The organism is Ancylobacter sp., from assembly GCF_965279025.1.
Lineage (GTDB): Bacteria > Pseudomonadota > Alphaproteobacteria > Rhizobiales > Xanthobacteraceae > Ancylobacter.
Map to the genome: position 1 here is coordinate 1576111 of NZ_OZ257132.1, position 21920 is coordinate 1598030.

Sequence of the window (21920 nt, forward strand, 5' to 3'; positions counted from 1 at the left end):
GCGATGGTGGCCGGGACGGCAACACACGTTCGGTTTCCGGCCGTGCCATGAAGGGTCGTCATCCCGGCCGGCGCCGCAGGCGACGCGCCGGGATCGGCTTCAACGATGCAGGCGCAAACGGCACGCGATCCCGGATCGACCTTCGGCCGTCCGGGATGACGCCGGGGGCGGAAGCGCCCGCCCCCTACAGCTCCACCCAGCCCTGCAGCTCGCGCGTGACCACCGCTTCCAGCACCTTGATGCCGCCGGGCGAGTCGTTGAGGCAGGGGATGAAGTGGAACTTCTCGCCGCCATTATGGTGGAAGATCTCGGCGTTCTCGCCGGCGATTTCCTCCAGCGTCTCCAGGCAATCGGCCACGAAGCCGGGGGTGAGCACGGCGAGGCGCTTCACGCCGGATTTCGCCAGCGCCTCGATGGTCTTGTCGGTGTAGGGCTGCAGCCATTCAGCGCTGCCGAAGCGCGACTGGAAGGTGAGGCGCAGCTTGCCCTCGGGCCAGCCGAGCCGTTCGCGCACCAGCCGCGTGGTCTTGTAGCAATAGCAGTGATAGGGGTCGCCCTTGTCGAAATATTCCTTCGGAATGCCGTGGAAGGAGGCGATGACCAGCTCCGGCTCCCAGTCCAGCGTGGCGAGCTGCGAGGTGATGGAGTTGGCCAGCGCCTCGATATAGGCCGGCTCGTCCGGCCAGTGCGGGGCGACGCGCAGCACCGGCTGCCAGCGCATCTTCTTCAGCGCGTCGAAGGCGGCGTCGCACACCGTGGCGGAGGTGGCGGCGGCATATTGCGGATAGAGCGGCACCAGCAGCAGGCGCTCGCAGCCCTGGGCGTGCAGCGCCTCGATGCGCGAGGCGATGGACGGGTTGCCGTAGCGCATCGCCCAATCGAAGACGAGCCGGTCGCTGCGCACGCCCAGCGCGGCCGCCAGCTTTTCCGACTGCGCCCGGGTGATGGTGCGCAGCGGGCCCTCATCGCGTTGCTTGTTCCAGATGGTGGCGTAGTCCTTGCCCTTGGCCTGCGGGCGGATGGACAGGATGATGACGTTGAGGATGAACCACCACAGCACGCGGTTGACCTCGATCACCCGGCGGTCGGAGAGGAACTCCTTGAGGTAGCGCCGCATCGACCAGTAATCGGTGCCGTCGGGCGTGCCGAGATTGACGATGAGCACGCCGATCTTGCCATGGGCGACAGGGGGGTGGCCGACGGGCAGGCCGCCGCCGGGGGCGGGGTGCAGCGCGACGGACGCCGCGTCCAGCGGAACAGGCTTGGTCATCGGAACTCCCTCGACGGATCGCTGCCGGCAGCGTCTGCCGTGCTTATAGGGGGGCGGGCGGCGCATTCCAACCGGGCCGGTGTCGCGGCGCGGGCGCATCTGCGCCGGCTGTTCTACGCCCGCGCGGGCGCCTAGGTTCACCCGGGGAGGAGCATGCATGAACATTTTCGAGGGAGGTTTCGGCCTTGTCGGCTGCGGCCAGCTCGGCGCGGCGATCGGCGGGGCGCTGCTGCGGGCGGGGGCGGTGGCGCCGGGGCGGATGTGGATCGCCAACCGCTCCGGTCCGGTGCCGGCGCTTGCCGTCCCTCCCGGGCTGCGCTGGACGGGCGACGTCCAGGCGCTGGCGGATGAATGCGACACCGTCCTGCTCGCTTTGCCCCCCGCCGCCGGGCGGGCGCTGCGCTTTGCCGGCGCCGGGCGGCTGGTGATTTCGGTCATGGCGGGGGTGAGCGTGGAGGAGCTGCGGGTCATCACCGGCGGGGCGCGGCTGGCGCGGGCGATGTCCAACCCGGCGGCGCAGATCGGCATGGCCTATTCGCCCTGGTTCGCGGCAGACGGCGTCACGCAGGCGGACCGCGCGGTGGTGCGGGCATTGTTCGCCGCCTGCGGGACCACCGACGAGGTGCCGCAGGAGAGCCAGATCGACGTGTTCACCGCCATCACCGGGCCGGTGCCGGGCTTCGTCGCCGCGTTCGCGCAGGCCGTGCAGGACTATGCGCAGGCGCAGGGCGTCGCCCCCGACGTGGCGCGCCGGGCGGTGGGCCAGCTGTTTCACGCCGCCGGTGCGATGCTGGCAACGAGCGAGCGGCCGGCAGAAGCCTTCGTGCAGGAGATGGTGGACTATGCCGGCACCACGGCGGCCGGGCTGGGGGCGCTGCGCACGGCCGGCCTTACCGAAATCGTCGCGCAGGGGCTGGACGCCGCCCGCCGACGCTGCCTCACCATCGGGCGGGAGGAGGGGTGAGGCGTCGTGCGCGCCCTTCTGAGAAGGCTGGTGGGTGCCACGCACCCCGTCGCCTGCATTCGCTGTTGGCGGCCTCGCGAGACCGGAAGTGTGGGTGACCCAGCGGCACTTTCCAATCTCTCCCGCCGCTCTGCTTAGAGGCTCCAGATTTGCTGAAGGGGAGACCATAATACCGCTTGTGTATCGGCGTTCATAACCTCTATGGTTGTAGGTGCAAAATGGGAGACTGCGATGCAGTGTTTCCTCAGAGCCGCCGCTTGTTTGTCAGTGCTCGTCGCGGCGGGGGCAACATTCGGTCAAAATGCAGGGGACTGTTCCTGCGATGAAATAGCCGATGTGGATGCGCGTATGCGATGTCGGCTGCAATGCTTGCCCCCGCCCGTTGCGCCCCTTCCAGATCCTTCTATTCCAACGCTACAGGTCCCGCAGGAGCGCGAGCAACTGCGTACGGATACCAATGCAAAAGGTGGTTAGCCGCGATGCTTATCTCGCCGCTCTTCTGGGGATATGCCGCGCTTTTCGGTACCGCTCTAGCGCTCTGCGGGTCTCTAGCGCTTATTGCTGTAACAACTCTGAAGTTGATCGGAGATAAAATCTCCATTCGGCCCGCCATTACGGCGGTTTCAGCTTTTTCTATGCTCGGTTTTGCTACGGGCTTGATTATGGCTCAGAGCCGCGAGGCAGCCGTCGACGTGGTCCTCCCCGCCATCCTTACTTTCCTCAGCGGCATCTTGGTCTATATGATCGGGGCGAAGGGATTGAGAACTCAGGCGGGTGCCTCGGCTATGGTATTCTGCTTCGCGCTCTCCCTGCTGGTCGGCTCCCAATACGGAGCGTGGCTTCGGTTCGAGCACGATTCGAAGCAGGCGGACGTGTCGTATCTAATCGCGCGTGAAGCGGCGCTGGAACAAGGCCACCACAACTTAGCCATTCGACGGCTGGCCAACGCAAGTGAGATCCAATCTTTCATCTCGGCCTACGCCGAACAGAAGAAGCTAGATCCCGTCCGTCTTTATGAAGCGGTGTACGGCAACAAGCCCTTGCCCTGACTGAGACGAAAGGCAGGACCGGAGCGAAATTCGTCTTGCTCCCCGGTCCTCCTGACCCCTCACCGCACCAATATGTTGCGGAACTGCCAGGGGTCGGAGGTGTCGATGTCCTCGGGGAACAGGCCGGGGCGGCCGTCCAGCGGGGTCCAGTCGGTGTAATAGCCCTTCACCGCGCCGAGATAGGGCTTCTGGATGTCCAGGCAGCGGCGATAATCCATCTCGTCGGTTTCGACGATGCCGGCTTCCGGGTTTTCCAGCGCCCACACCATGCCGGCGAGCACGGCGGAGGTCACCTGCAGCCCGGTGGCGGTCTGGTAGGGGGCGAGGTTGCGGGCTTCCTCGATGGTGAGCTGCGAGCCGAACCAGTAGGCGTTCTTCGCGTGGCCATAGAGCAGCACGCCGAGCTCGTCGCGGCCGTCGACGATCTCGTGCTCGTCGAGAATGGTCCAGTTGCCGTCGAACCGGCCCTCATTGCCGAACATCTCGTGCCAGGACAGCACCGCGTCGTTGCAGGGATGGTAGGCATAGTGGCAGGTCGGGCGGTAGGCCACCTGGGCGCCGTTGCGCACGGTGAAATAGTCGGCGATCGAGATCGACTCGTTATGGGTGACGAGGAAGCCGTGCTGCGGGCCCAGCGTCGGGCACCAGGTGCGCACCTTGGTCGCCGCGCCGGCCTGCATCAAATAGATCGCCGCGCCGGAGCCGAAATTATGGGTGTGGGCGTTGGCGGGCATCCATTTTTCATGGGTGCCCCAGCCGAGCTCGGAAGGCTGCAGCCCCTCGGAAACGAAGCCCTCGACCGACCAGGTGTTGACGAACTTGCCGAAGGGGCGCGGGTCGCGGGCGCGCTGGGTGTCGCGCTCGGCGATGTGGATGCCCTTGACGCCGACCTGGCTCATCAAAGCCGCCCAGCCGTCGCGGGAGGTCGGCTCCTCGAAGGCGAGGCCGAGATCGGTGGCGAGGTTGACCAGCCCCTGCTTGACGAACCACGACACCATGCCCGGATTGGCGCCGCAGCAGGAAACCGCCGTCGGTCCGCCGGGGTTGGCGCGCTTGGCCCTGAGCATGGATTCGCGCAGCGCGTAGTTGGAGCGGCTGGCGGCGGTGGCGTCCTTGTCGAAATAGAAGCCGAGCCAAGGCTCCACCACCGTGTCGATGTAGAGCGCGCCGAGCTCGCGGGCGAGCGTCATCAGGTCGACCGAGCCGGTATCCACCGACAGGTTGATGACGAAGCCGCGCCCGCCGGCGGTCAGCAGGGGGGTGAGAACCTCGCGGTAGTTCTCCTGGGTGATCGCCTGCTGCAGGAAGCGGATGCCGCGCTCGTCAAGGAGGGCGCGGTTGTCGTCCACCGGGTCGATGACGGTCAGGCTTTCCTTGTCGAAATCGAAGTGCCGCTCCAGCAGGGGCAGGGTGCCGCGACCGATCGAGCCGAAGCCGATCATCACGATGGGACCGTCGATTTTTCCGTAGACCGGCCAGACTGACATTCTCGGGGACACTCCTTTGGTTCCGAAGGGGAAAAGATGCGGGCGCACCATGGGGTGCCGCAGCCTGCCGCGTCAATGGTGACGGCTGCGTGACGAGGCGCGGGGGCGGACGAGTAATTGGCAGAACGACGTCATGGCCGGGCTTTGCCCGGCCATCCATGCCTTGGGGCGCCGGTGGCGGCGGCGACGTCGTGGATGCCCGGCCCGAGGCCGGGCATGACGGTGCTGATCGGGCCGGGCGTGTGACGGGCCATCTTGGCAGGCACATACGCCGAAAAGGGGCTCTCGCCGGTATTTGGCAACTGCCACACTCGCTTCATGAGCGGCGGTTTCGTCTATCTCCTGACCAACCGCCCGAACGGCACGCTCTATGTCGGCGTGACGTCGGATCTGGTTCGCCGCGTCTGGGAGCATCGGGAAGGTGCGGTCGAGGGTTTCACCCGCCGCCACGGCCTGAAGCGGCTCGTTTATTTCGAGCGCTACGATGAGATCGTTTTGGCGATAGCGCGCGAAAAGGCCATCAAGCACTGGCCGCGCGCCTGGAAGGTCCGGCTTGTCCATGCCGGCAATCTCGAATGGCGCGACCTTTACGGCGAGTTCGTGCGCTAGCCCCGGCGGCACAGTCGCGGATGCCCGGCCCAAGGCCGGGCATGACCTCGGTCTGGTGGGGCAACAGGTCGGCTCAAAACACCGTCATGGCCGGGCTTGGCCCGGCCACCCACGCCTTGTCGGCAGGGGCGCGGCGGGGTCAAAGTCGTGGATGCCCGGCCCAAGGCCGGGCATGACGGTGCATTGGGTGAAGGCTTGCCCACCCTCACGCGTCGGCGGCGAGGATGTGGTTGCGCACCAGGGGGTAGACCTGCGCCTTCCAGCGGCGGCCGGAGAACACGCCGTAATGGCCGACGCCGGCCTGCATGTGGTGGCGGCGCAGGTGCGGGCGCAGCCCTGAGCAGATGTCCTGCGCCGCCACCGTCTGGCCGACCGCGCAGATGTCGTCGCGCTCGCCCTCCACGGTGAGCAGCGCGGTGCGGCGGATTGCGCGGAAATCCAGGCTGCCGCCGCGATAGGTGAGCACGCCGCGCGGCAGCTCGTGCTGCTGGAACACCTTGTCGATGGTCTCCAGATAGAACTCGGCGGCGAGGTCGAGCACGGCGAAATACTCGTCATAGAAGGTCTTGGTGGTGTCGGCCTTGTCGTGCTCGCCCATGGCGAGGTTCTCGAACAGCCCGACATGCGCCTTCACATGGCGCTGCAGGTTCATCGCCATGAAGGCGCCGACCTGCAGGAAGCCGGGATAGACCCGCCGGCCCGCGCCCTTGAAGCCGGGCGGCACGGTGGCGATGAGGTTCTGCTCGAACCATTCCATCGGCTTGGAGGTGGCGAGCTCGTTGACCTTGGTGGGGTTGATGCGGGTGTCGACCGGGCCGGCCATCAGCGTCATGGAGAGCGGCTGGGCCGGGTTGTTCTCCTGCGCCATCACCGCGCAGGCGGCGAGCACCTGCACGCAGGGCTGGCACACCGCGAGCACATGGCCGCCCGGCCCGATCGCCTCCTGGAAGCGTATGACATGGGCGACATAGTCGTCGAAGCCGAAGCCGCCTTCGGACAGCGGCACGTCGCGGGCATTGTGCCAGTCGGTGATGTAGACGTCGTTCTCCGGCAGCAGGGTCTTCACCGTGTCCAGCAGCAGGGTGGCGAAATGGCCGGACAGCGGGGCGACGACCAGCAGGCGCGGCTGCGGCTGGTCGACATCCTTGGCGAAGTGCACCAGCGAGCCGAAGGGAAGGGTGAGCGCCACCTCCTCGCGCACCGCCACCTCGCGATTGCCCACGCTCACCGTGCCGATGTCGAAGGCCGGCCGCTCATGGCTGAGGCCGGCGCGCTCGATCATCTCGAAGGTGGCGGTGAGGTTGCGCAGCAGCGGCGTGTCACCAAAGCCCCCCATCGTGCCGATCATCTGGCGCGACAGGCGCGCCGCCAGGCGGATCGGGTCGAGCAGGTCGGACTGGGCCTGGTAGGCGGCATAGATCATCGGCGGGGGATCTTCCGGCAAAGGGTCTTCCGACAGGCGCTCGGACGGCGAGAAGGCATGCGCGCTCCGGTGGAAGCCTCGAGCCTCGGGACGGATGCGGGGTGCACCGTCGATGAAGGTCCGGGAGGCCGGCAGGAGCCATCCTAGAGCGGATGCAATGGCGCTGCCAAGGCGGTTGCCGGGCCGCAGGCCGCACGCGGCCGGTGCGGGCGTCACACCCCCGTCAGGGATGGCACGAAGTGTGATTGCGGAAAGGGGGCCGTATCGTCTACGCCCGCCCAGACAGGAAGCCTGCCATGCCCGCGCCGACCTCGACCTCCAGGCCCGCCACCGCGCGCGGGACGAAGAAGGCCCCGGCGAAGGCGGCGGGTGCCAAGGCCGGCGCGACGGCCGGCGCGAAGGCCGGCTCTAAGCCGGGCAAGGCCGCCGCCGCCAAGGCTCCACCGGCGGCGGAGGCGGCCCCGCCGGCCGGCGTGCTGACGATCAGCAGCAAGAACTACTCGTCCTGGTCGCTGCGCGGCTATTTGCTGTGCCGGCTGGCCGGGCTCGACGTGGCGGAGGCACGGGTCTCGGCCGACGACCCCTCCATCCGTGCCGAGCTGCTGCTGCAATCCTCCTCCTTCCTGGTGCCCCGCCTCGACCATGAGGGGCTGCGCATCTGGGACACGCTGGCCATTGCCGAATACCTGCACGAATGGGCGCCAGAGGCGGGACTTCTGCCCAGCGATCGGGCAGCGCGGGCGCATTGCCGCTCGATCTGCGGCGAGATGCATTCGGGCTTCGCCAATCTGCGCTCGGCGCTGCCGATGAACCTCAAGGCGCACCATCCCGGCTTCAAGGTGTGGGCCGGCGCGCAGGGCGACATCTTGCGCATCGTCGAAATCTGGGCCGAGTGCCTGAAGACCTATGGCGGGCCCTATCTGTTCGGCGCGGCCCCGACCATGGCGGACGCGATGTACGCCCCGGTCTGCGCGCGCTTCACCACCTATGACGTGCCGCTCGACCCCAAGAGCCGGGCCTATTGCAAGGCCATCCTCGCCCTCCCCGCCCTGCAGGAATGGGTGGCGGCGGCGCTGGAAGAGCCGGACGAGATGGAAGAGCTGGACGTGGAGTTCTGAGGGGCGCGCGCCTCGTCTCCCGGAGACAGAGCGAAAGAGTCGCTTTTCAGCGCCCATCCTTCGAGGCTCGCTGCGCGCGCACCTCAGGATGACGGCGTGTCAGGGGGCGAAGACCTCGTCATGCTGAGGCGCCGGCCGGTAGGCCGGCCTCGAAGCATGCAGGCCGTTCCCCTCACGCACGTACCAACGACGTCCTTCCGGACGTCGTGGATGGCCGGGCCAAGCCCGGCCATGACGTTGTGTGGGTGGTGAACGAGGCCTCTCAGTGCGCCTCGTCCCAGTTGTCGGCGGCGCGGGCGTCGACCTTGAGCGGCACCTTCAGCGCCACTGCGGGGAAGGCGGCGAGCTCCATCACCTCGCGCACGACCGGGATGGTGGCGGCGACCTCGTCGTCCGGCACCTCGAAGATCAGCTCGTCATGCACCTGCAGCAGCATGCGGGCGGACAGGCGGGCCTTTTCCAGCGCGCCTTCCATCCGCACCATGGCGCGGCGGATGATGTCGGCGGCCGAGCCCTGCAGCCGGGCATTGATCGCCGCGCGCTCGTTGAAGGCGCGGATCGAGGGGTTCTTGGCGTTGATGTCGGGGTAGTGGCAGCGCCGGCCGAACAGCGTTTCCACGTAACCGTGCTCGCGGGCGAACAGCCGGGTCTCGTCCATATAGGCGCGGATGCCGGGGAAGCGCTCGAAATAGCGCTTGATGTAGGCGCCCGCCTCCTCGCGCGGGATCGACAGCTGGTTGGCCAGCCCGAACGCCGAGATGCCGTAGATGATGCCGAAATTGATCGCCTTGGCCCGGCGGCGCACCTCGCCCGGCATGCCCTCGATCGGCACGCCGAACATTTCCGACGCCGTCATGGCGTGGATGTCGAGTCCGTCCTGGAAAGCCTGGCGCAGCGAGGGCGTGTCGGCGATCTCGGCCAGCAGGCGCAGCTCGATCTGCGAATAATCCGCCGAGACCAGCTTGTGGCCCTTGGCGGCGACGAAGGCCTTGCGGATGCGGCGGCCTTCCTCCGAGCGCACCGGGATGTTCTGCAGGTTGGGCTCGGAGGAGGAGAGCCGGCCGGTGGTGGTGGCCGCCAGCGCGTAGGAGGTGTGCACGCGGCCGGTGTCGGGGTGGACATAGGTCGGCAGCGCGTCGGCATAGGTGGATTTGAGCTTCTGCAGCTGGCGCCAGTCGAGAATGCGGCGGGGCAGCTCGTGGCCCTGCTCGGCCAGCTCCTCCAGCACGTCGGCACCGGTGGACCACGCGCCGGTCGGGGTCTTGCGCCCGCCGGGAATGGCCATCTTGCCGAACAATATGTCGCCGAGCTGCTTGGGCGAGCCGGGGTTGAAGGTTTCCCCGGCCATGGCGGAGATGTCGGCCTCCAGCCGGCCCATGCCCTGCGCGAACTCGCCCGACAGCCGCGAGAGCATCTGCCGGTCGATCATGATGCCGCGCGCCTCCATGCGGGCGAGCACGGCGATGAGCGGACGCTCCAGCGTCTCGTAGACCGTGGCCTTGCCCTCGCTGGCGAGGCGGGGCTTGAGCACCCGCCACAGGCGCAGCGTGACGTCGGCATCCTCGGCGGCGTATTCGCTGGCCTTGTCGAGCGGCGCGCGGTCGAAGCGGATCTGCCCCTTGCCCTTGCCGCACACCTCCGCGAACGTGATCGGCGTGTGGCCGAGCCAGCGCAGCGAGAGCGGGTCCATGCCGTGCGGCGAGGCGCCGGCATCCAGCACGTAGGACAGCAGCATCGTGTCGTCATACGGGCCGACCTCGATGCCGGCGCGCCTGAGCACCAGCCAGTCATATTTCAGGTTCTGGCCGATTTTGAGGACGGAGGAGTCCTCCATCAGCGGCTTCAGCACCGCGAGCGCCTCGCCCGGGGGAATCTGGCCGGGCAGCAGCCCCTCGCTGAACAGGCCTTCGTCGCCGCCCTTATGGGTGAGCGGGACATAGCAGGCCTCGCTCGGCCCGGTGGCGAGGGAGAAGCCGACCAGTTCCGCCTGCATCGGGTCGAGGCCGGTGGTCTCGGTGTCCACCGCCACGATGCCGAGGTCGGTGGCGCGGGCGATCCATTCCTGCAGGCGGGCGAGTGTCGTCACCGTCTCGTAGCGGGCGCGGTCGACCGGGGTGGCGCGGGCTTCCGCCTGCCGGGCGGCGGCGAGCGCCTGCGGGGTGAGGCCTTCCGCCGGGCTGGGCTGTTCCTCCAGCGGAACCGCCGTCTCGCCGGTGTCGGGATCGAGGCCCGCCGCGAGCAGGCCGCTCTCGCCGCCGCCCGCCTTCAGGCCGGGATCGGGCTCGACGGCGGCGATGTCGATCTCATAGGCCTCGCCGACGCGCCGGGTGAGGGTGGTGAACTCCATCGCCTTGAGGAAGGCGATGAGCTTGCGGCCCTCCGGCTCGATGACGGCAATGTCGTCGAGCGGCACGTCGAGCGGCACGTCGCGCTTGAGGGTGACAAGCTGGCGCGACAGGCGGGCCTGGTCGGCGAACGCGAGCAGGTTTTCCCGGCGCTTGGTCTGCTTGATCTCGTCGGCGCGGGCCAGCAGCGTGTCGAGGTCGCCATAATCGGCCAGCAGCTGGGCGGCGGTCTTCACGCCGATGCCCGGCACGCCGGGCACGTTGTCCACCGAATCGCCTGCCAGCGACTGCACGTCCACCACCTTGTCGGGGGTGACGCCGAACTTCTCGAACACCTCCTCGACGCCGATCGCCTTGTCCTTCATCGGGTCGTACATGCGCACGAGGCCGTCGACGAGTTGCATCAGGTCCTTGTCGGAGGAGATGACGGTGACGCGGGCGCCCCGCGCCTTGGCCTGCTCGGCATAGGTGGCAATGAGGTCGTCGGCCTCGAAGCCCGCTTGCTCGACGCAGGCGAGATCGAAGGCGCGGGTGGCCTCGCGGATGAGCGGGAATTGCGGGCGCAGGTCTTCCGGCAGCTCCGGGCGCTGCGCCTTGTAGAGCGGGTAGATATCCTTGCGGAAGGTCTGCTCCGACTTGTCGAACACCACGGCGAGATGGGTGGGCCGGGGCTCGAAGCCGGACTGCGCGTCCTTCGCCCGCACCAGCTTCCACAGCATGTTGCAGAAGCCGGCCACCGCGCCGACGGGCAGCCGATCGGACGAGCGGGTGAGCGGGGGCAGGGCGTGGTAGGCGCGGAAAATATAGGCCGAGCCGTCGATCAGGACGACATGGTCGCCGGTCTCGACGTTCTCATGGTGGGAATCTTGCGCGGGCATTGCGGGCTCCGTTTCGGGCCGCACGATGCCCCTGCCGGCTCAAAGGGGCAAGGGGCGGGCGAGTGAGGAAGCGGGACCTTGACGCCGCTCGTGGTCTCCCGCTCGCATGGTGACATCCCACGGCGACATCCCACGGCGACCTGCCATGGCGACATCCCATGGCAGGTGACGCGGCGCGCGTGCGGCGGTACAGAGCGCCATGCCCCGCTACAAGCTCACCATCGAATATGACGGCACGCCCTTTGTCGGCTGGCAGATGCAGGCGGCGGGCACCACCGTGCAGGGCGTGCTGGCGGAAGCGGTGCGCCGCTTTTCCGGCGAGGAGGTGACGGTGCACGGCGCCGGGCGCACCGATGCCGGCGTGCACGCCTCCGGGCAGGTGGCCCATATCGAACTGGCGCGGGAGTGGAAGCCGGACACGGTGCGCGACGCGATGAACGCGCATCTGCGCCCGCACCCGGTCGCCGTGCTGGCGGCCGAGCCGGCGGCACAGGATTTCCACGCCCGCTTCTCCGCCACCGGGCGGCGCTATCTCTACCGCATCATCATCCGCCGCCCCGATCTCGTGCTGGAGCGCAACCGGGCCTGGCGGGTGCTGCGCCCGCTCGACGCCGGCGCGATGGCGCTGGGCGCCGCGCGGCTGGTGGGCCGGCACGACTTCACCACCTTCCGCGCCATTGGCTGCCAGGCCGCCTCGCCGGTGAAGACGCTGGACCGGCTGGCGGTGGAGGAGGTGGCGATCGAGGGGCCGGGAACCGAGATCCGCGTGCACGCGCAGGCGCGCTCCTTCCTGCATCACCAGGTGCGCTCCATGGTCGGCACGCTGGTGAAGGTGGGAGAGGGCGCGTGGACGCCCGACGCTGTGAGCGCCGCGCTGGACGCCGCCGACCGCACCCGCTGCGGCCCGATGGCACCCTCCGCCGGGCTCTATCTGGCGGAAGTAACGTATTGAGCAGGTGAGGCTCGGGCGGCGCAAATCGGTGTGCCTCATAGCCGGCCTGGCGGCCGGCACCTCAGCATGACGAGGATTCCCGGCTTTCCACTGATGCACCGTCATCCTGAGGTGCGCGCGTGAGCGCGCCTCGAAGGAGGGTTGCCCCGGAGGCGTCCGGCGACGGTGGCGTATGTGAGAGGGCCGTCATGGCCGGGCTCGGCCCGGCCATCCACGCCTCTGCGCGCTGGTTGCCCGTAGAAGTCATGGATGCCCGGCCCAAGGCCGGGCATGACGGGGCTCCGGATCAAGGGCTCACGGGAGCGGCCCGCGTGCCTCATAGCCGGCCGGACGGCCGGCACCTCAGCATGACGAGGTTTCCCGGCTTTCCACTGATGCACCGTCATCCTGAGGTGCGCGCGTGAGCGCGCCTCGAAGGATGGTTGCCCCGGAGGCGCCCCGACGCCTCACCCCTGCCCCAGCGTCTCCAGGAAGCGGATGGCCTCGCCCTGTGCGGGGGTGACGAGTTCGCCTTCCCACATCACGCGGTTGCCGCGGAGGAGCGTGCCGACCGGCCAGCCGGTGACCTCCACCCCGTCATAGGGCGTCCAGCCGGCCTTGGAGGCGATCCACTCGTTGCGGATGGTCTGGCGCCGCTTCAGGTCGACGACGGTGACATCGGCGTCGAAGCCGACCGCGATGCGGCCCTTAGTGGCGATGTTGAAGATGCGGGCCGGGCCGGCGCTGGAGAGGTCGACGAAGCGCTCCAGCGTCAGGCGGCCGGCATTCACATGGTCGAGCATCATCGGCACCAGCGTCTGCACGCCGGTCATGCCCGAGGGGCTGGACGGGTAGGGCTTGGCCTTTTCCTCGAGCGTGTGCGGCGCGTGGTCGGAGCCGAGCACGTCGACCACGCCTTCCGCCAGCCCGCGCCACAGCGCCGCCTTGTGGCGGGCCTCGCGCACCGGCGGGTTCATCTGCACCAGCGTGCCGTGCGTGCCGTACCAGCTGGCGTCCATGGTGAGGTGATGGGGCGTCACCTCGACGGTCGCGACATCCTTCTGGGCGCGCAGATACTCGATCTCCTCCTGGGAGGTGATGTGCAGCACGTGCACGCGCTTGCCCTCGGCGCGGGCGAGGTCGACCAGGCGGGTGGTGGCGGTGAGCGCGGCGATCTCGTCGCGCCACACCGGGTGCGAGGCGGCGTCGCCGGCCACGCGCAGGCCCTTGCGCTCCTCAAGGCGCGGCTCGTCCTCGCAATGGAAGGCGGCGCGGCGGCGGATGACCTTGAGGATGGCGCGCACGCCGGGATCGTCGGCCACCAGCAGCGAGCCGGTGGAGGAGCCGATGAACACCTTCACGCCGGGGACGCCGGGCAGCATCTCCAGCTCCGGGAGATCCTTCACATTGTCATGCGTGCCGCCGACGAAGAAGGCGAAGTCGCAATGCATGCGGTGGTGGGCGCGCGACAGCTTGTCGTCCAGCGCCTCGGCGGAGGTGGTGAGCGGGTTGGTGTTGGGCATCTCGAACACGCCGGTGACGCCGCCCATGACGGCGGCGCGAGAGCCCGATTCGAGGTCTTCCTTGTGGTCGAGGCCCGGCTCGCGGAAATGCACCTGGGTGTCGATGACGCCGGGAAGCAGATGCAGGCCGGTGCAGTCGACCGTCTCGCCCGCCTGCCCGGCGTCGAAGGAACCGATGCCGGCGATCCGCCCGTGCCGTATGCCGACATCGCGGGCAATGGTGCCGTCCTGGTTCACCACCGTGCCGCCCTTGAGGAGAAGATCGAAGGTCTGCGCCATGGGGTCCCCGCCGGTGATGAACTGGTTTGCCCGCTCTTACGCCAAATGGGCGCCGAGGTGAACGCCCCCTCGTGGTGGCGACGGCGCGCGGTCAGACGACCGCGAAGCGCACCCGCACCGCCGTGCCGCGGCTGGGCTCGACCCGGTTGGCGAGCTCGACATGGCCGCCGAGCTGGGTGGCGAGGCTCTGGATGATGCGCCAGCCGAGCCCGTCGCCCCGCGACAGGTCGGCACCCGGCGGCAGGCCCCGCCCGTCGTCGGCGATGGTCATTTCATATTGGTTGCCGCCGCTCGACAGCACGGTGATGCCGATCGTGCCGGCATCGGCGTCCACAAAGGCGTGCTTGAGCGAATTGGTGACGATCTCGGCCACCAGCATGGAGAGGGTGGTGAGCTGGGCGACGTTGAGCGGCAGGTTGGGCGAACTCACCGTCGAGGTGACGCCGCGGGCGCCGGACGCGGTGACGAGGTCGCAGCAGAGCTGGCGCAGATACTGCTCGGTCGGCAGGTCCAGCCGCTCGGGCGCATAGAGCTGGCGGTGGATGCGGGCGATGGTGTCGAGCCGCGAGCGCGCCTCATCGAGGGCGGTGACCGCCTGGCTGGCATCCTGCCCCACCTTGCGCTTCTGCAGCGTCAGCAGCGCCGCCACGAACTGCATGTTGTTGGCGACGCGGTGCTGCAGCTCCTGAAACATGGTGCGCTGGCTCTCCAGCAGCCGCGCGGTGGTTTCCTTCTCCGTGCGCAGCCGGTCGGCGGCGCTGAAGGTGAAGTGGATCAGCGTGATGTCGATGGCGGCGATGACGACGAAAAAGCCGAGCGCCAGCAGCGTCTGCCCGTCGAGGCGCATGCCGTTGGCCGGGCCGATGAAGAAGAACCACGCGGCCACGGTGGACAGCGCGGCGCAGATGATGCCCGGCCGCAGCCCGCAGAAGAAGGTGGTGAGGATGACCGCCGGAAAGAAGGTGAGGAACGGAAAGCCCGGCGGCAGCACCGCGTCCACCGCGAAGCGCAGGCCGAGCGCGAGGGCGAACATCAGCACCCCGACCGCATGCGGCAGCCAGGGATGGCGGCGCAGCGGCTGGGCGGCGCGCACCAGCGACCAGAACAACGACCCCTCGAAGAATTTTTCCCGCATGACCGGCGTGCCGCCGCTGCCCGGCGCGGTGGAGGCCACGATTTCCCGCGGCGGGGCGGCTTTTTCGTTCATGAACGTGACGCGGCTGCGCCGGCCGTGCCGCGCGTGTCGGCCCCCGCCAGCGCACGGGCGAGCATGTTTCCAGCAAGGCGGGACAGGAGAAGCCGGGCGGCCGCAAGGGCACCCGTGGAAGTCGCACGCATCGAACTGGACTCCCGGAAGGCGCCGCCGGATTCTGCCGGTGCGCGAGTGTGCCTTGTTCTACAGAACTCGTTACCCGAGTTCTGTCCGCTTGTGAACATTTCGGCGGTATCCGCGTTGAGCCGAAAACGGGGGACGTTTCATGCGCGTCAATGAAAACGACGAAAGCGGCGGGCACGGCGGCGGCGCCGTCCTGTCGTCCGGCGGCAACAACCTGCTGGGCGCGCTTCGCCCGGCCGATTTCACGCTGCTGCGCGCCCATCTCAGGCGCATCGACCGGCCGGCCGGCTCGGTGCTCTATGAGCCCGGCGACGATGTGCGGCATGTCTATTTCCCCTGCGGGCAGGCGCTGGTGTCCTTCATGGTGCTGCTGGAAGACGGCCGGCAGGTGGAGATCACCAGCATCGGCCGCGAGGGCGCGGTGGGCGGCATTGTCAGCCAGGGCCGGCTCCCGGCCTTCTCCCGCGCCGTGGTGCAGATGGGCGGTCCGCTGCTGCGGCTTGACAGCGTCGAGCTGGAGCGCGCCAAGGAAACCTCGCCGCCGCTGCGCAACCTGTTCGCCCGCTACGCCGACTGCCTGCTGGCGCAGGTGTTCCAGTCGGTGGCCTGCAACGCCACCCACAGCATCGACCAGCGCACCGCCAAATGGCTGCTCGCCGCCTATGACCGCACCGGCGACGACACGCTGCGCCTGACCCAGGAGCAACTCGCGGCGATGCTGGCCGTGGGGCGGCCCTATATCAGCCGGGTGCTGGGGGCGATGAAGGAGGCCGGCGCCGTCGAGCCCCGGCGCGGGCGCATCCATATCCGCGATTCCGAGCGGCTTCGCTCGCTGTGCTGCGGCTGCCACGCGGCGGTGCGGCGCCATTTCGACGACGTGCTCGGCGGGGTTTATCCTCGCGGCAACGAGGTGGCGGGCCATGGCATCCTCATCACCAACGGCCCCTCCTTCCGCCCGTGAGCGGGCCGGCGGCACGCCCGCGCATGGCCGACCCGCTTGCGCAGGCCTTGCCTGATCCGCGCGCGCATGGCATGCGGCCGCGCATGGATATCGAAACCGTTCCGCCCATCGTGCCGTCCTTCGCCGCGCTGGCGCCCCGCTACGACCTCGTCCTGTGCGACATCTGGGGCGTGCTGCACAACGGCGTCGCCGGCTCGCCCGCCGCCGCGCAGGCGCTGATGCGTGCCCGTGAGGGGGGCGCGACGGTGATCCTGGTCTCGAACGCCCCGCGCGAGCCGGAAGGCGTCGCCCGCATCCTCGACGGCTTCGGCATTCCGCGCACCGCCTATGACGCTATCGTCACCTCCGGCATGGTGACCACGGCACTGCTGGCCGGAAAGCCCGGCCTTCGCATGTGGCACCTCGGACCGCAGCGCGACCTCGGCATCTATAAGGGCCTCGACCTCACGCTCGCTCCCTTCGAGGAGGCGGAGCTGATCGTCTGCACCGGCCTGTTCGACGACACGGTCGAGACCCCGGACGACTATGCCGACACGCTGAAGGCGGCGCGGGCGCGCGACCTGCCCTTCATCTGCGCCAACCCCGACATCGTGGTGGAGCGCGGCGGCGACCTGATCTGGTGCGCCGGCGCCATCGCCGAGGCCTATGCCGAATTGGGCGGGCAGGTGGTGTTCTGCGGCAAGCCGCACCGGCCGATCTACGAGACCGCCTTCGCCACCGCCGCACAGCTGCGCGGGGCGCCGGTGGAGCGGGCGCGCACCCTCGCCATCGGCGATGCGCTGCGCACCGACCTTGCCGGCGCGCTCGGCTTCGGCATTGACTGCCTGTTCGTGGCGGCCGGCATCCATGCCGGCGAGCTCGGCCTCGAACATGGCGCGCAGGTGGAGCCCCGCGCGCTCGCCCGCCTGCTCGCCGACGGGCCGGGCCGCCCGGCCGCCGTGACCACGCGCCTCGGCTGGTAGCCTTCCCTCGGATTGACGGCGGGGCGGGACGGGGCCACTTAACGAGGCCACCTCACCGCTCCCGCGCCCGGGCCGGGCGCACACTCCTGCGTAGCGCTGCCATGACCCACGCCGCCGCCTCCCCGCACCCCTTCCCCGTTCTGCGCGAGGGCGACGCGCTGCCTGCGGACCTGGCCGCGCCAGTGGTCGCCATCGGCAATTTCGACGGCGTGCATCGCGGCCACCGGGCGGTGATCGGCACCGCCGTCGACCAGGCGCGCTCGCTGGGAAAGCCGGCGCTGGCGGTGACCTTCGAGCCGCATCCACGCGCCTTCTTCCGGCCGACGGAGCCGATCTTCCGCCTGACCCCGGAGCCGATGAAGCTGAAGCGGCTGAGCGAGACCGGCCTCGACGGCGCGGTGGTGCTGGCGTTCGACGCGGCGATGGCGGCGCGCGAGGCCGAGGCTTTCGTCGCCGACATACTGGTCGCGCGGCTCGGCGTCTCCATGGTGGTGGCGGGCTATGATTTTCATTTCGGCAAGGGGCGCGGCGGCTCGCCGCCGTTCCTGCGCGAGGCCGGCAAGCGCCATGGCTTCGGCGTCGAGATCGTCGCGCCGCTGCTGGACGAGGGTGCGCAGGTCTCCTCCAGCGTCATCCGCGCCGCGCTGGCGCAGGGCCGCGTCGAGCAGGCCGCCCATATGCTGGGCGCGCCGTTCGAGATCGCGGCCGAAGTGATCCACGGCGACAAGCGCGGGCGCGATCTCGGCTACCCCACCGCCAATATGCGCCTCGACCCGGCGGTGACCCTGGCCCACGGGATCTACGCAGTGACGGTGGAGATCGACGGCACGCGGCACAAGGGCGTGGCGAGCTTCGGCCGCCGCCCCACCTTCGACGACGGCGCGCCACGGCTGGAGACCTTCATCTTCGACTATGTCGGCGACCTCTATGGCCGGGTGCTGCCGGTCGCCTTCCACGCCTGGCTGCGGCCCGAGCTGAAATTCGACAGCATCGACGCGCTGATCGTGCAGATGGATATCGACAGCGCACGGGCGCGGGCGGCGCTGGGGTAGAAGTCCGGGACCCGGCGTCAAGACCGCGCGTAGCGGCTTGACCGACGTGACCGCCGGCCGTCCCCGCCCTTGCACCGCTTGGCGCCTGCGCTTAAACCGGGCGGCGATGGCAAGGAGCGCGTCATGACGAGCCGCAACAGTGATGGTCGCAACGGGAACGAGCCTGCCGGCGAGGCGGCGGGCGAGGGCACGGCGCACGACTATTCCGCCACGCTGTTCCTGCCGCAGACCGATTTCCCCATGCGCGCCGGCCTGCCGCAGCGCGAGCCGGAGCTGCTGGCGCGCTGGGAGCGGATCGACCTCTATGGCCAGCAGCGCAAGGCGGGGACCGGCAAGCCGCGCTTCGTGCTGCATGACGGCCCGCCCTATGCCAATGGCAACATCCATATTGGCCACGCGCTCAACAAGATCCTGAAGGACGTGGTGGTGCGCGCGCAGGGCGCGCTGGGCCACGATTCCAACTATGTGCCGGGCTGGGACTGCCACGGCCTGCCGATCGAATGGAAGATCGAGGAACAGTACCGCGCGCGCGGCAAGAACAAGGACGAGGTGCCCGTCGTCGAATTCCGCCAGGAATGCCGCGCCTTCGCGCAGGGCTGGATCGACGTGCAGCGCTCCGAGTTCAAGCGGCTCGGCGTCGAGGGCGACTGGTCGCACCCCTATGTGACGATGAGCTACGACGCGGAAGCGCAGATCGCCCGCGAGATCATGAAATTCGCCACCAATGGCCTGCTCTATCGCGGTTCCAAGCCGGTGATGTGGTCGGTGGTGGAGCGCACCGCGCTGGCCGAGGCCGAGGTCGAGTATCACGACCATCAGTCGACCACGATCTTCGTCAAGTTCCCGGTCACCGGATACCGCAAGAGCGCGGCCACCGCCGGCGGCCTGCCCAAGGGGCTGGAGCCGCCGGACGAGGCCGCCGACATCCACCTGTTCCCCTCCTATGAGGGCGCGTCCGTCGTCATCTGGACGACCACGCCCTGGACCATTCCCGGCAACCGCGCCATCGCCTTCTCGCCGAACGTGACCTATGCGGTCTACGAGGTGACGGAAGCCCCGCACGACAACTGGGCCAAGGTGGGCGAGCACTTCATCCTCGCCGACAAGCTGGCGGAAGACGTGTTCAAGGCCGCCCGCGTGACCGGCTATGAGCGCCACCGCGAGGTCGACCCCACCCATCTGGTCTGCGCCCATCCGCTGAAGGGCGTCGAGGGGGCGAGGGACTATTTCGACTTCTGCGTGCCTGTCGTGCCCGGCGATTTCGTGACCGACGACACCGGCACCGGCTTCGTCCACATCGCCCCCGGCCACGGCGCCGACGACTTCAACCTGTTCATGTCCGCGCATCTGGGCGAGGTGCCGCACACGGTCGGGCCGGACGGGCGCTATTACGACCATGTGCCGCTGTTCGCTGGCGCCCGCGTGATGGACGACAAGGGCCGGGATGGCGACGCCAATGACGCGGTGATCAAGGCGCTGGCCGGCGCCGACAAGCTGATCGCCCGCGGCAGGCTGAAGCACCAGTACCCCCATAGCTGGCGCTCCAAGGCGCCGATCATCTTCCGCAACACGCCGCAATGGTTCATCGCGATGGACAAGGACATCGCGGCGGCGGACGGCTCGTCCAATGCCGGCGACACGCTGCGGGCGCGCGCGCTGGGCGGCATTCAGCAGGTGCAGTGGGTGCCGGCCTCGGGCCAGAACCGCATCACCGGCATGATCGAGAACCGCCCGGACTGGGTGGTCTCGCGCCAGCGCGCCTGGGGCGTGCCGATCGCCGTCTTCGTGCGCGACCGGGGCGACGGCACGGTGGAGATTCTGCGGGACGACGCGGTCAACCAGCGCATCGCCGACGCCTTCGCCAATGAGGGCGCCGATGCCTGGTACGAGGAAGGCGCGGGCGCGCGCTTCCTCGGCAATGACCATGACCCGGGCGAATGGACCAAGGTCGACGACATTCTCGACGTGTGGTTCGATTCAGGCTCCACCCACGCCTTCACGCTGGAAGTGCGCGACGACCTGAAGGTGAAGCGCGCCTTCGCCGGCGGGCCGGACCGGGTGATGTATCTGGAAGGCTCGGACCAGCATCGCGGCTGGTTCCATTCCTCGCTGCTGGAGAGCTGCGGCACGCGCGGGCGCCCGCCCTATGACGTGGTGCTGACCCATGGCTTCGTGCTCGATGAGCAGGGCCGCAAGATGTCGAAATCGGTCGGCAACGTGGTCGCCCCGCAGGAGGTGATCAAGAATTCCGGCGCCGACATCCTGCGCCTGTGGGTGTGCGCCTCCGACTATTCCGACGATCTGCGCATCGGGCCGGAAATCCTCAAGACCACGGTCGAGACCTACCGCAAGCTGCGCAACACGCTGCGCTGGCTGCTGGGCTCGCTGCACCATTACCGCGAGGCCGAGCGCGTCGCCTATGCCGACATGCCGGCGCTGGAGCGCATGGTGCTGCACCGGCTGACCGAGCTCGACACCACGGTGCGCGAGGCCTATGCGGCGTTCGACTTCAAGCGCGTGCACGCGGCGCTGACCGCCTTCATGACCAGCGAGCTCTCGGCGTTCTATTTCGACGTGCGCAAGGACGCTCTCTATTGCGATCCGCTCTCCTCGGTGACGCGCCGGGCCTGCCTCACCGTGCTCGACGAGGTGTTCGCCCGCCTCGTCGTCTGGCTGGCGCCGATCCTGCCGTTCACGGCGGAGGAAACCTGGCTGGCGCGCTTCCCCTCCGAGACCGGCTCGGTGCATCTCGAAACCTTCCCCGACACGCCGGCCAAATGGCGCGACGCCACGCTGGCGGATGAGTGGCGCAAGGTGCGCCTGGTGCGGCGCGTGGTGCTGGGCGCGCTGGAGGTGGAGCGGGCGGCCAAGCGCATCGGCTCCAGCCTGGAGGCGGCGCCGGTGGTGCATGTGTCCGACCCCGGCCTGTTCGCGGCGGTGAGCGCGGTGGACCTCGCGGAAGTGTGCATCACCTCCGACGCGCATCTCATGCCGGACGAGGGCCCGAAAGACGCCTTCCGCCTGCCCGACGTGCCGGGCGTGGCGGTGGTGCCAAACCGGGCCGAGGGCCGCAAATGCGCCCGCTCGTGGAAGATCTCGCCGCTGGTCGGCACGGATGCGGACTATCCCGACGTGACGCCGCGCGACGCCATCGCGCTGCGTGAGCTCGCCCATGCACGGCGGGCGGCGGAATGAGACGCGCCCCGTGAAGCTGCGCCTCGCCGGACCGCTGACCCTCTATGGCGGCGCCTTCGCGCTCGCCGCGCTGGTGATCGACCAGGCCTCGAAGCTCGCCGTGCTGCACGGGGTCGATTTCGGCCCCGACGGCATCGTCCCCGTCACGCCCTTCCTCGACATCGTGTGGGCGTGGAACACCGGCATCAGCTACGGCCTGTTCTCGCTGGGTGCCGAGGGCTGGTGGATTCTCGGCGGGGTGAAGGTGCTGGCGGCGCTGCTGTTCTGGCTGTGGCTGGCCTGGATCGACAACCGGCTGGAAGCGGCCGCGGTGGGGCTGCTGATCGGCGGCGCGCTGGGCAATGCCATCGACCGCGCGGCCTATGGAGCGGTGTTCGATTTCATCTCGCTGCACGCCTTCGGCTTCTACTGGTACGTGTTCAACCTTTCCGACGTCGCCATTGTTGCCGGCGTGGGTCTGCTTTTGTATGCTTCCTTCTTCGGAGGCGCCGCAAAATCGCCGCCCTGAGGTGAGATCGGATCTTCCGCACGCTTGAGC

16 protein-coding genes are annotated in these 21920 nt (G+C 68.9%); 10 read left to right on the forward strand and 6 right to left on the reverse strand.

Annotation, left to right across the window (positions count from 1 at the left end; translation table 11 throughout):
• Positions 1–184 precede the first annotated feature (184 nt).
• Positions 185–1270, reverse strand: coding sequence for a ferrochelatase (gene hemH, locus ACQY76_RS07325; protein WP_428032226.1), 1086 nt, complete (start codon positions 1268–1270; stop codon positions 185–187).
• 157 nt (positions 1271–1427) lie between these two features.
• Between hemH and ACQY76_RS07330 the strand changes: the two genes are divergently transcribed.
• A complete protein-coding gene (locus tag ACQY76_RS07330; RefSeq protein WP_428032227.1) occupies positions 1428–2234 on the forward strand; it encodes a pyrroline-5-carboxylate reductase family protein in 807 nt (268 codons plus the stop codon).
• 479 nt (positions 2235–2713) lie between these two features.
• On the forward strand, positions 2714–3283 hold the full coding sequence (locus ACQY76_RS07335; protein ID WP_428032228.1) for a hypothetical protein: 570 nt from the start codon (positions 2714–2716) through the stop codon (positions 3281–3283).
• A gap of 59 nt (positions 3284–3342) precedes the next feature.
• On the opposite strand, the gene ACQY76_RS07340 is transcribed toward ACQY76_RS07335, so the two are convergent.
• Positions 3343–4770: a homospermidine synthase gene (locus tag ACQY76_RS07340; RefSeq protein WP_428032229.1), complete on the reverse strand. Its 1428-nt coding sequence runs from the start codon at positions 4768–4770 to the stop codon at positions 3343–3345.
• A gap of 318 nt (positions 4771–5088) precedes the next feature.
• On the opposite strand from ACQY76_RS07340, the gene ACQY76_RS07345 reads away from it, so the two are divergent.
• Entirely contained in the window at positions 5089–5379 is a 291-nt protein-coding gene (locus ACQY76_RS07345) for a GIY-YIG nuclease family protein (RefSeq protein ID WP_428032230.1), read from the forward strand.
• 205 nt (positions 5380–5584) lie between these two features.
• On the opposite strand, the gene ACQY76_RS07350 is transcribed toward ACQY76_RS07345, so the two are convergent.
• Positions 5585–6802: a polyhydroxyalkanoate depolymerase gene (locus tag ACQY76_RS07350; RefSeq protein WP_428032959.1), complete on the reverse strand. Its 1218-nt coding sequence runs from the start codon at positions 6800–6802 to the stop codon at positions 5585–5587.
• Positions 6803–7098: 296 nt separating this feature from the next.
• Here ACQY76_RS07350 and ACQY76_RS07355 point away from each other — a divergent pair, with 296 nt between their 5' ends.
• A complete protein-coding gene (locus ACQY76_RS07355; protein ID WP_428032231.1) occupies positions 7099–7920 on the forward strand; it encodes a glutathione S-transferase in 822 nt (273 codons plus the stop codon).
• 262 nt (positions 7921–8182) lie between these two features.
• Here ACQY76_RS07355 and polA read toward each other — a convergent pair whose 3' ends face one another.
• Positions 8183–11143, reverse strand: a complete 2961-nt coding sequence (gene polA, locus ACQY76_RS07360; RefSeq protein WP_428032232.1) for a DNA polymerase I — start codon at positions 11141–11143, stop codon at positions 8183–8185.
• Positions 11144–11342: 199 nt separating this feature from the next.
• On the opposite strand from polA, the gene truA reads away from it, so the two are divergent.
• Positions 11343–12095, forward strand: coding sequence for a tRNA pseudouridine(38-40) synthase TruA (gene truA, locus ACQY76_RS07365; RefSeq protein WP_428032233.1), 753 nt, complete (start codon positions 11343–11345; stop codon positions 12093–12095).
• Between the two features lie 446 nt (positions 12096–12541).
• Here truA and ACQY76_RS07370 read toward each other — a convergent pair whose 3' ends face one another.
• Positions 12542–13876, reverse strand: coding sequence for a dihydroorotase (locus ACQY76_RS07370; RefSeq protein WP_428032234.1), 1335 nt, complete (start codon positions 13874–13876; stop codon positions 12542–12544).
• Between the two features lie 91 nt (positions 13877–13967).
• Complete coding sequence (locus ACQY76_RS07375) at positions 13968–15083, reverse strand: sensor histidine kinase (protein ID WP_428032235.1); 1116 nt, start codon at positions 15081–15083, stop codon at positions 13968–13970.
• Between the two features lie 271 nt (positions 15084–15354).
• Here ACQY76_RS07375 and ACQY76_RS07380 point away from each other — a divergent pair, with 271 nt between their 5' ends.
• From ACQY76_RS07380 to lspA, 5 genes are all read left to right on the forward strand, one after another.
• Positions 15355–16173, forward strand: coding sequence for a Crp/Fnr family transcriptional regulator (locus tag ACQY76_RS07380; RefSeq protein ID WP_428032236.1), 819 nt, complete (start codon positions 15355–15357; stop codon positions 16171–16173).
• A gap of 71 nt (positions 16174–16244) precedes the next feature.
• Positions 16245–17135 (forward strand): TIGR01459 family HAD-type hydrolase, encoded by an 891-nt coding sequence (locus tag ACQY76_RS07385; RefSeq protein ID WP_428032960.1) that lies wholly within the window; start codon positions 16245–16247, stop codon positions 17133–17135.
• A 101-nt stretch (positions 17136–17236) separates the two neighbouring features.
• Entirely contained in the window at positions 17237–18187 is a 951-nt protein-coding gene (locus ACQY76_RS07390; RefSeq protein WP_428032237.1) for a bifunctional riboflavin kinase/FAD synthetase, read from the forward strand.
• A 123-nt stretch (positions 18188–18310) separates the two neighbouring features.
• Positions 18311–21382, forward strand: a complete 3072-nt coding sequence (ileS, locus tag ACQY76_RS07395; protein WP_428032238.1) for an isoleucine--tRNA ligase — start codon at positions 18311–18313, stop codon at positions 21380–21382.
• Positions 21360–21890 (forward strand): signal peptidase II, encoded by a 531-nt coding sequence (gene lspA, locus ACQY76_RS07400; protein WP_428032239.1) that lies wholly within the window; start codon positions 21360–21362, stop codon positions 21888–21890. The genes ileS and lspA overlap by 23 nt, the downstream gene beginning before the upstream one ends.
• Positions 21891–21920: the final 30 nt, after the last annotated feature.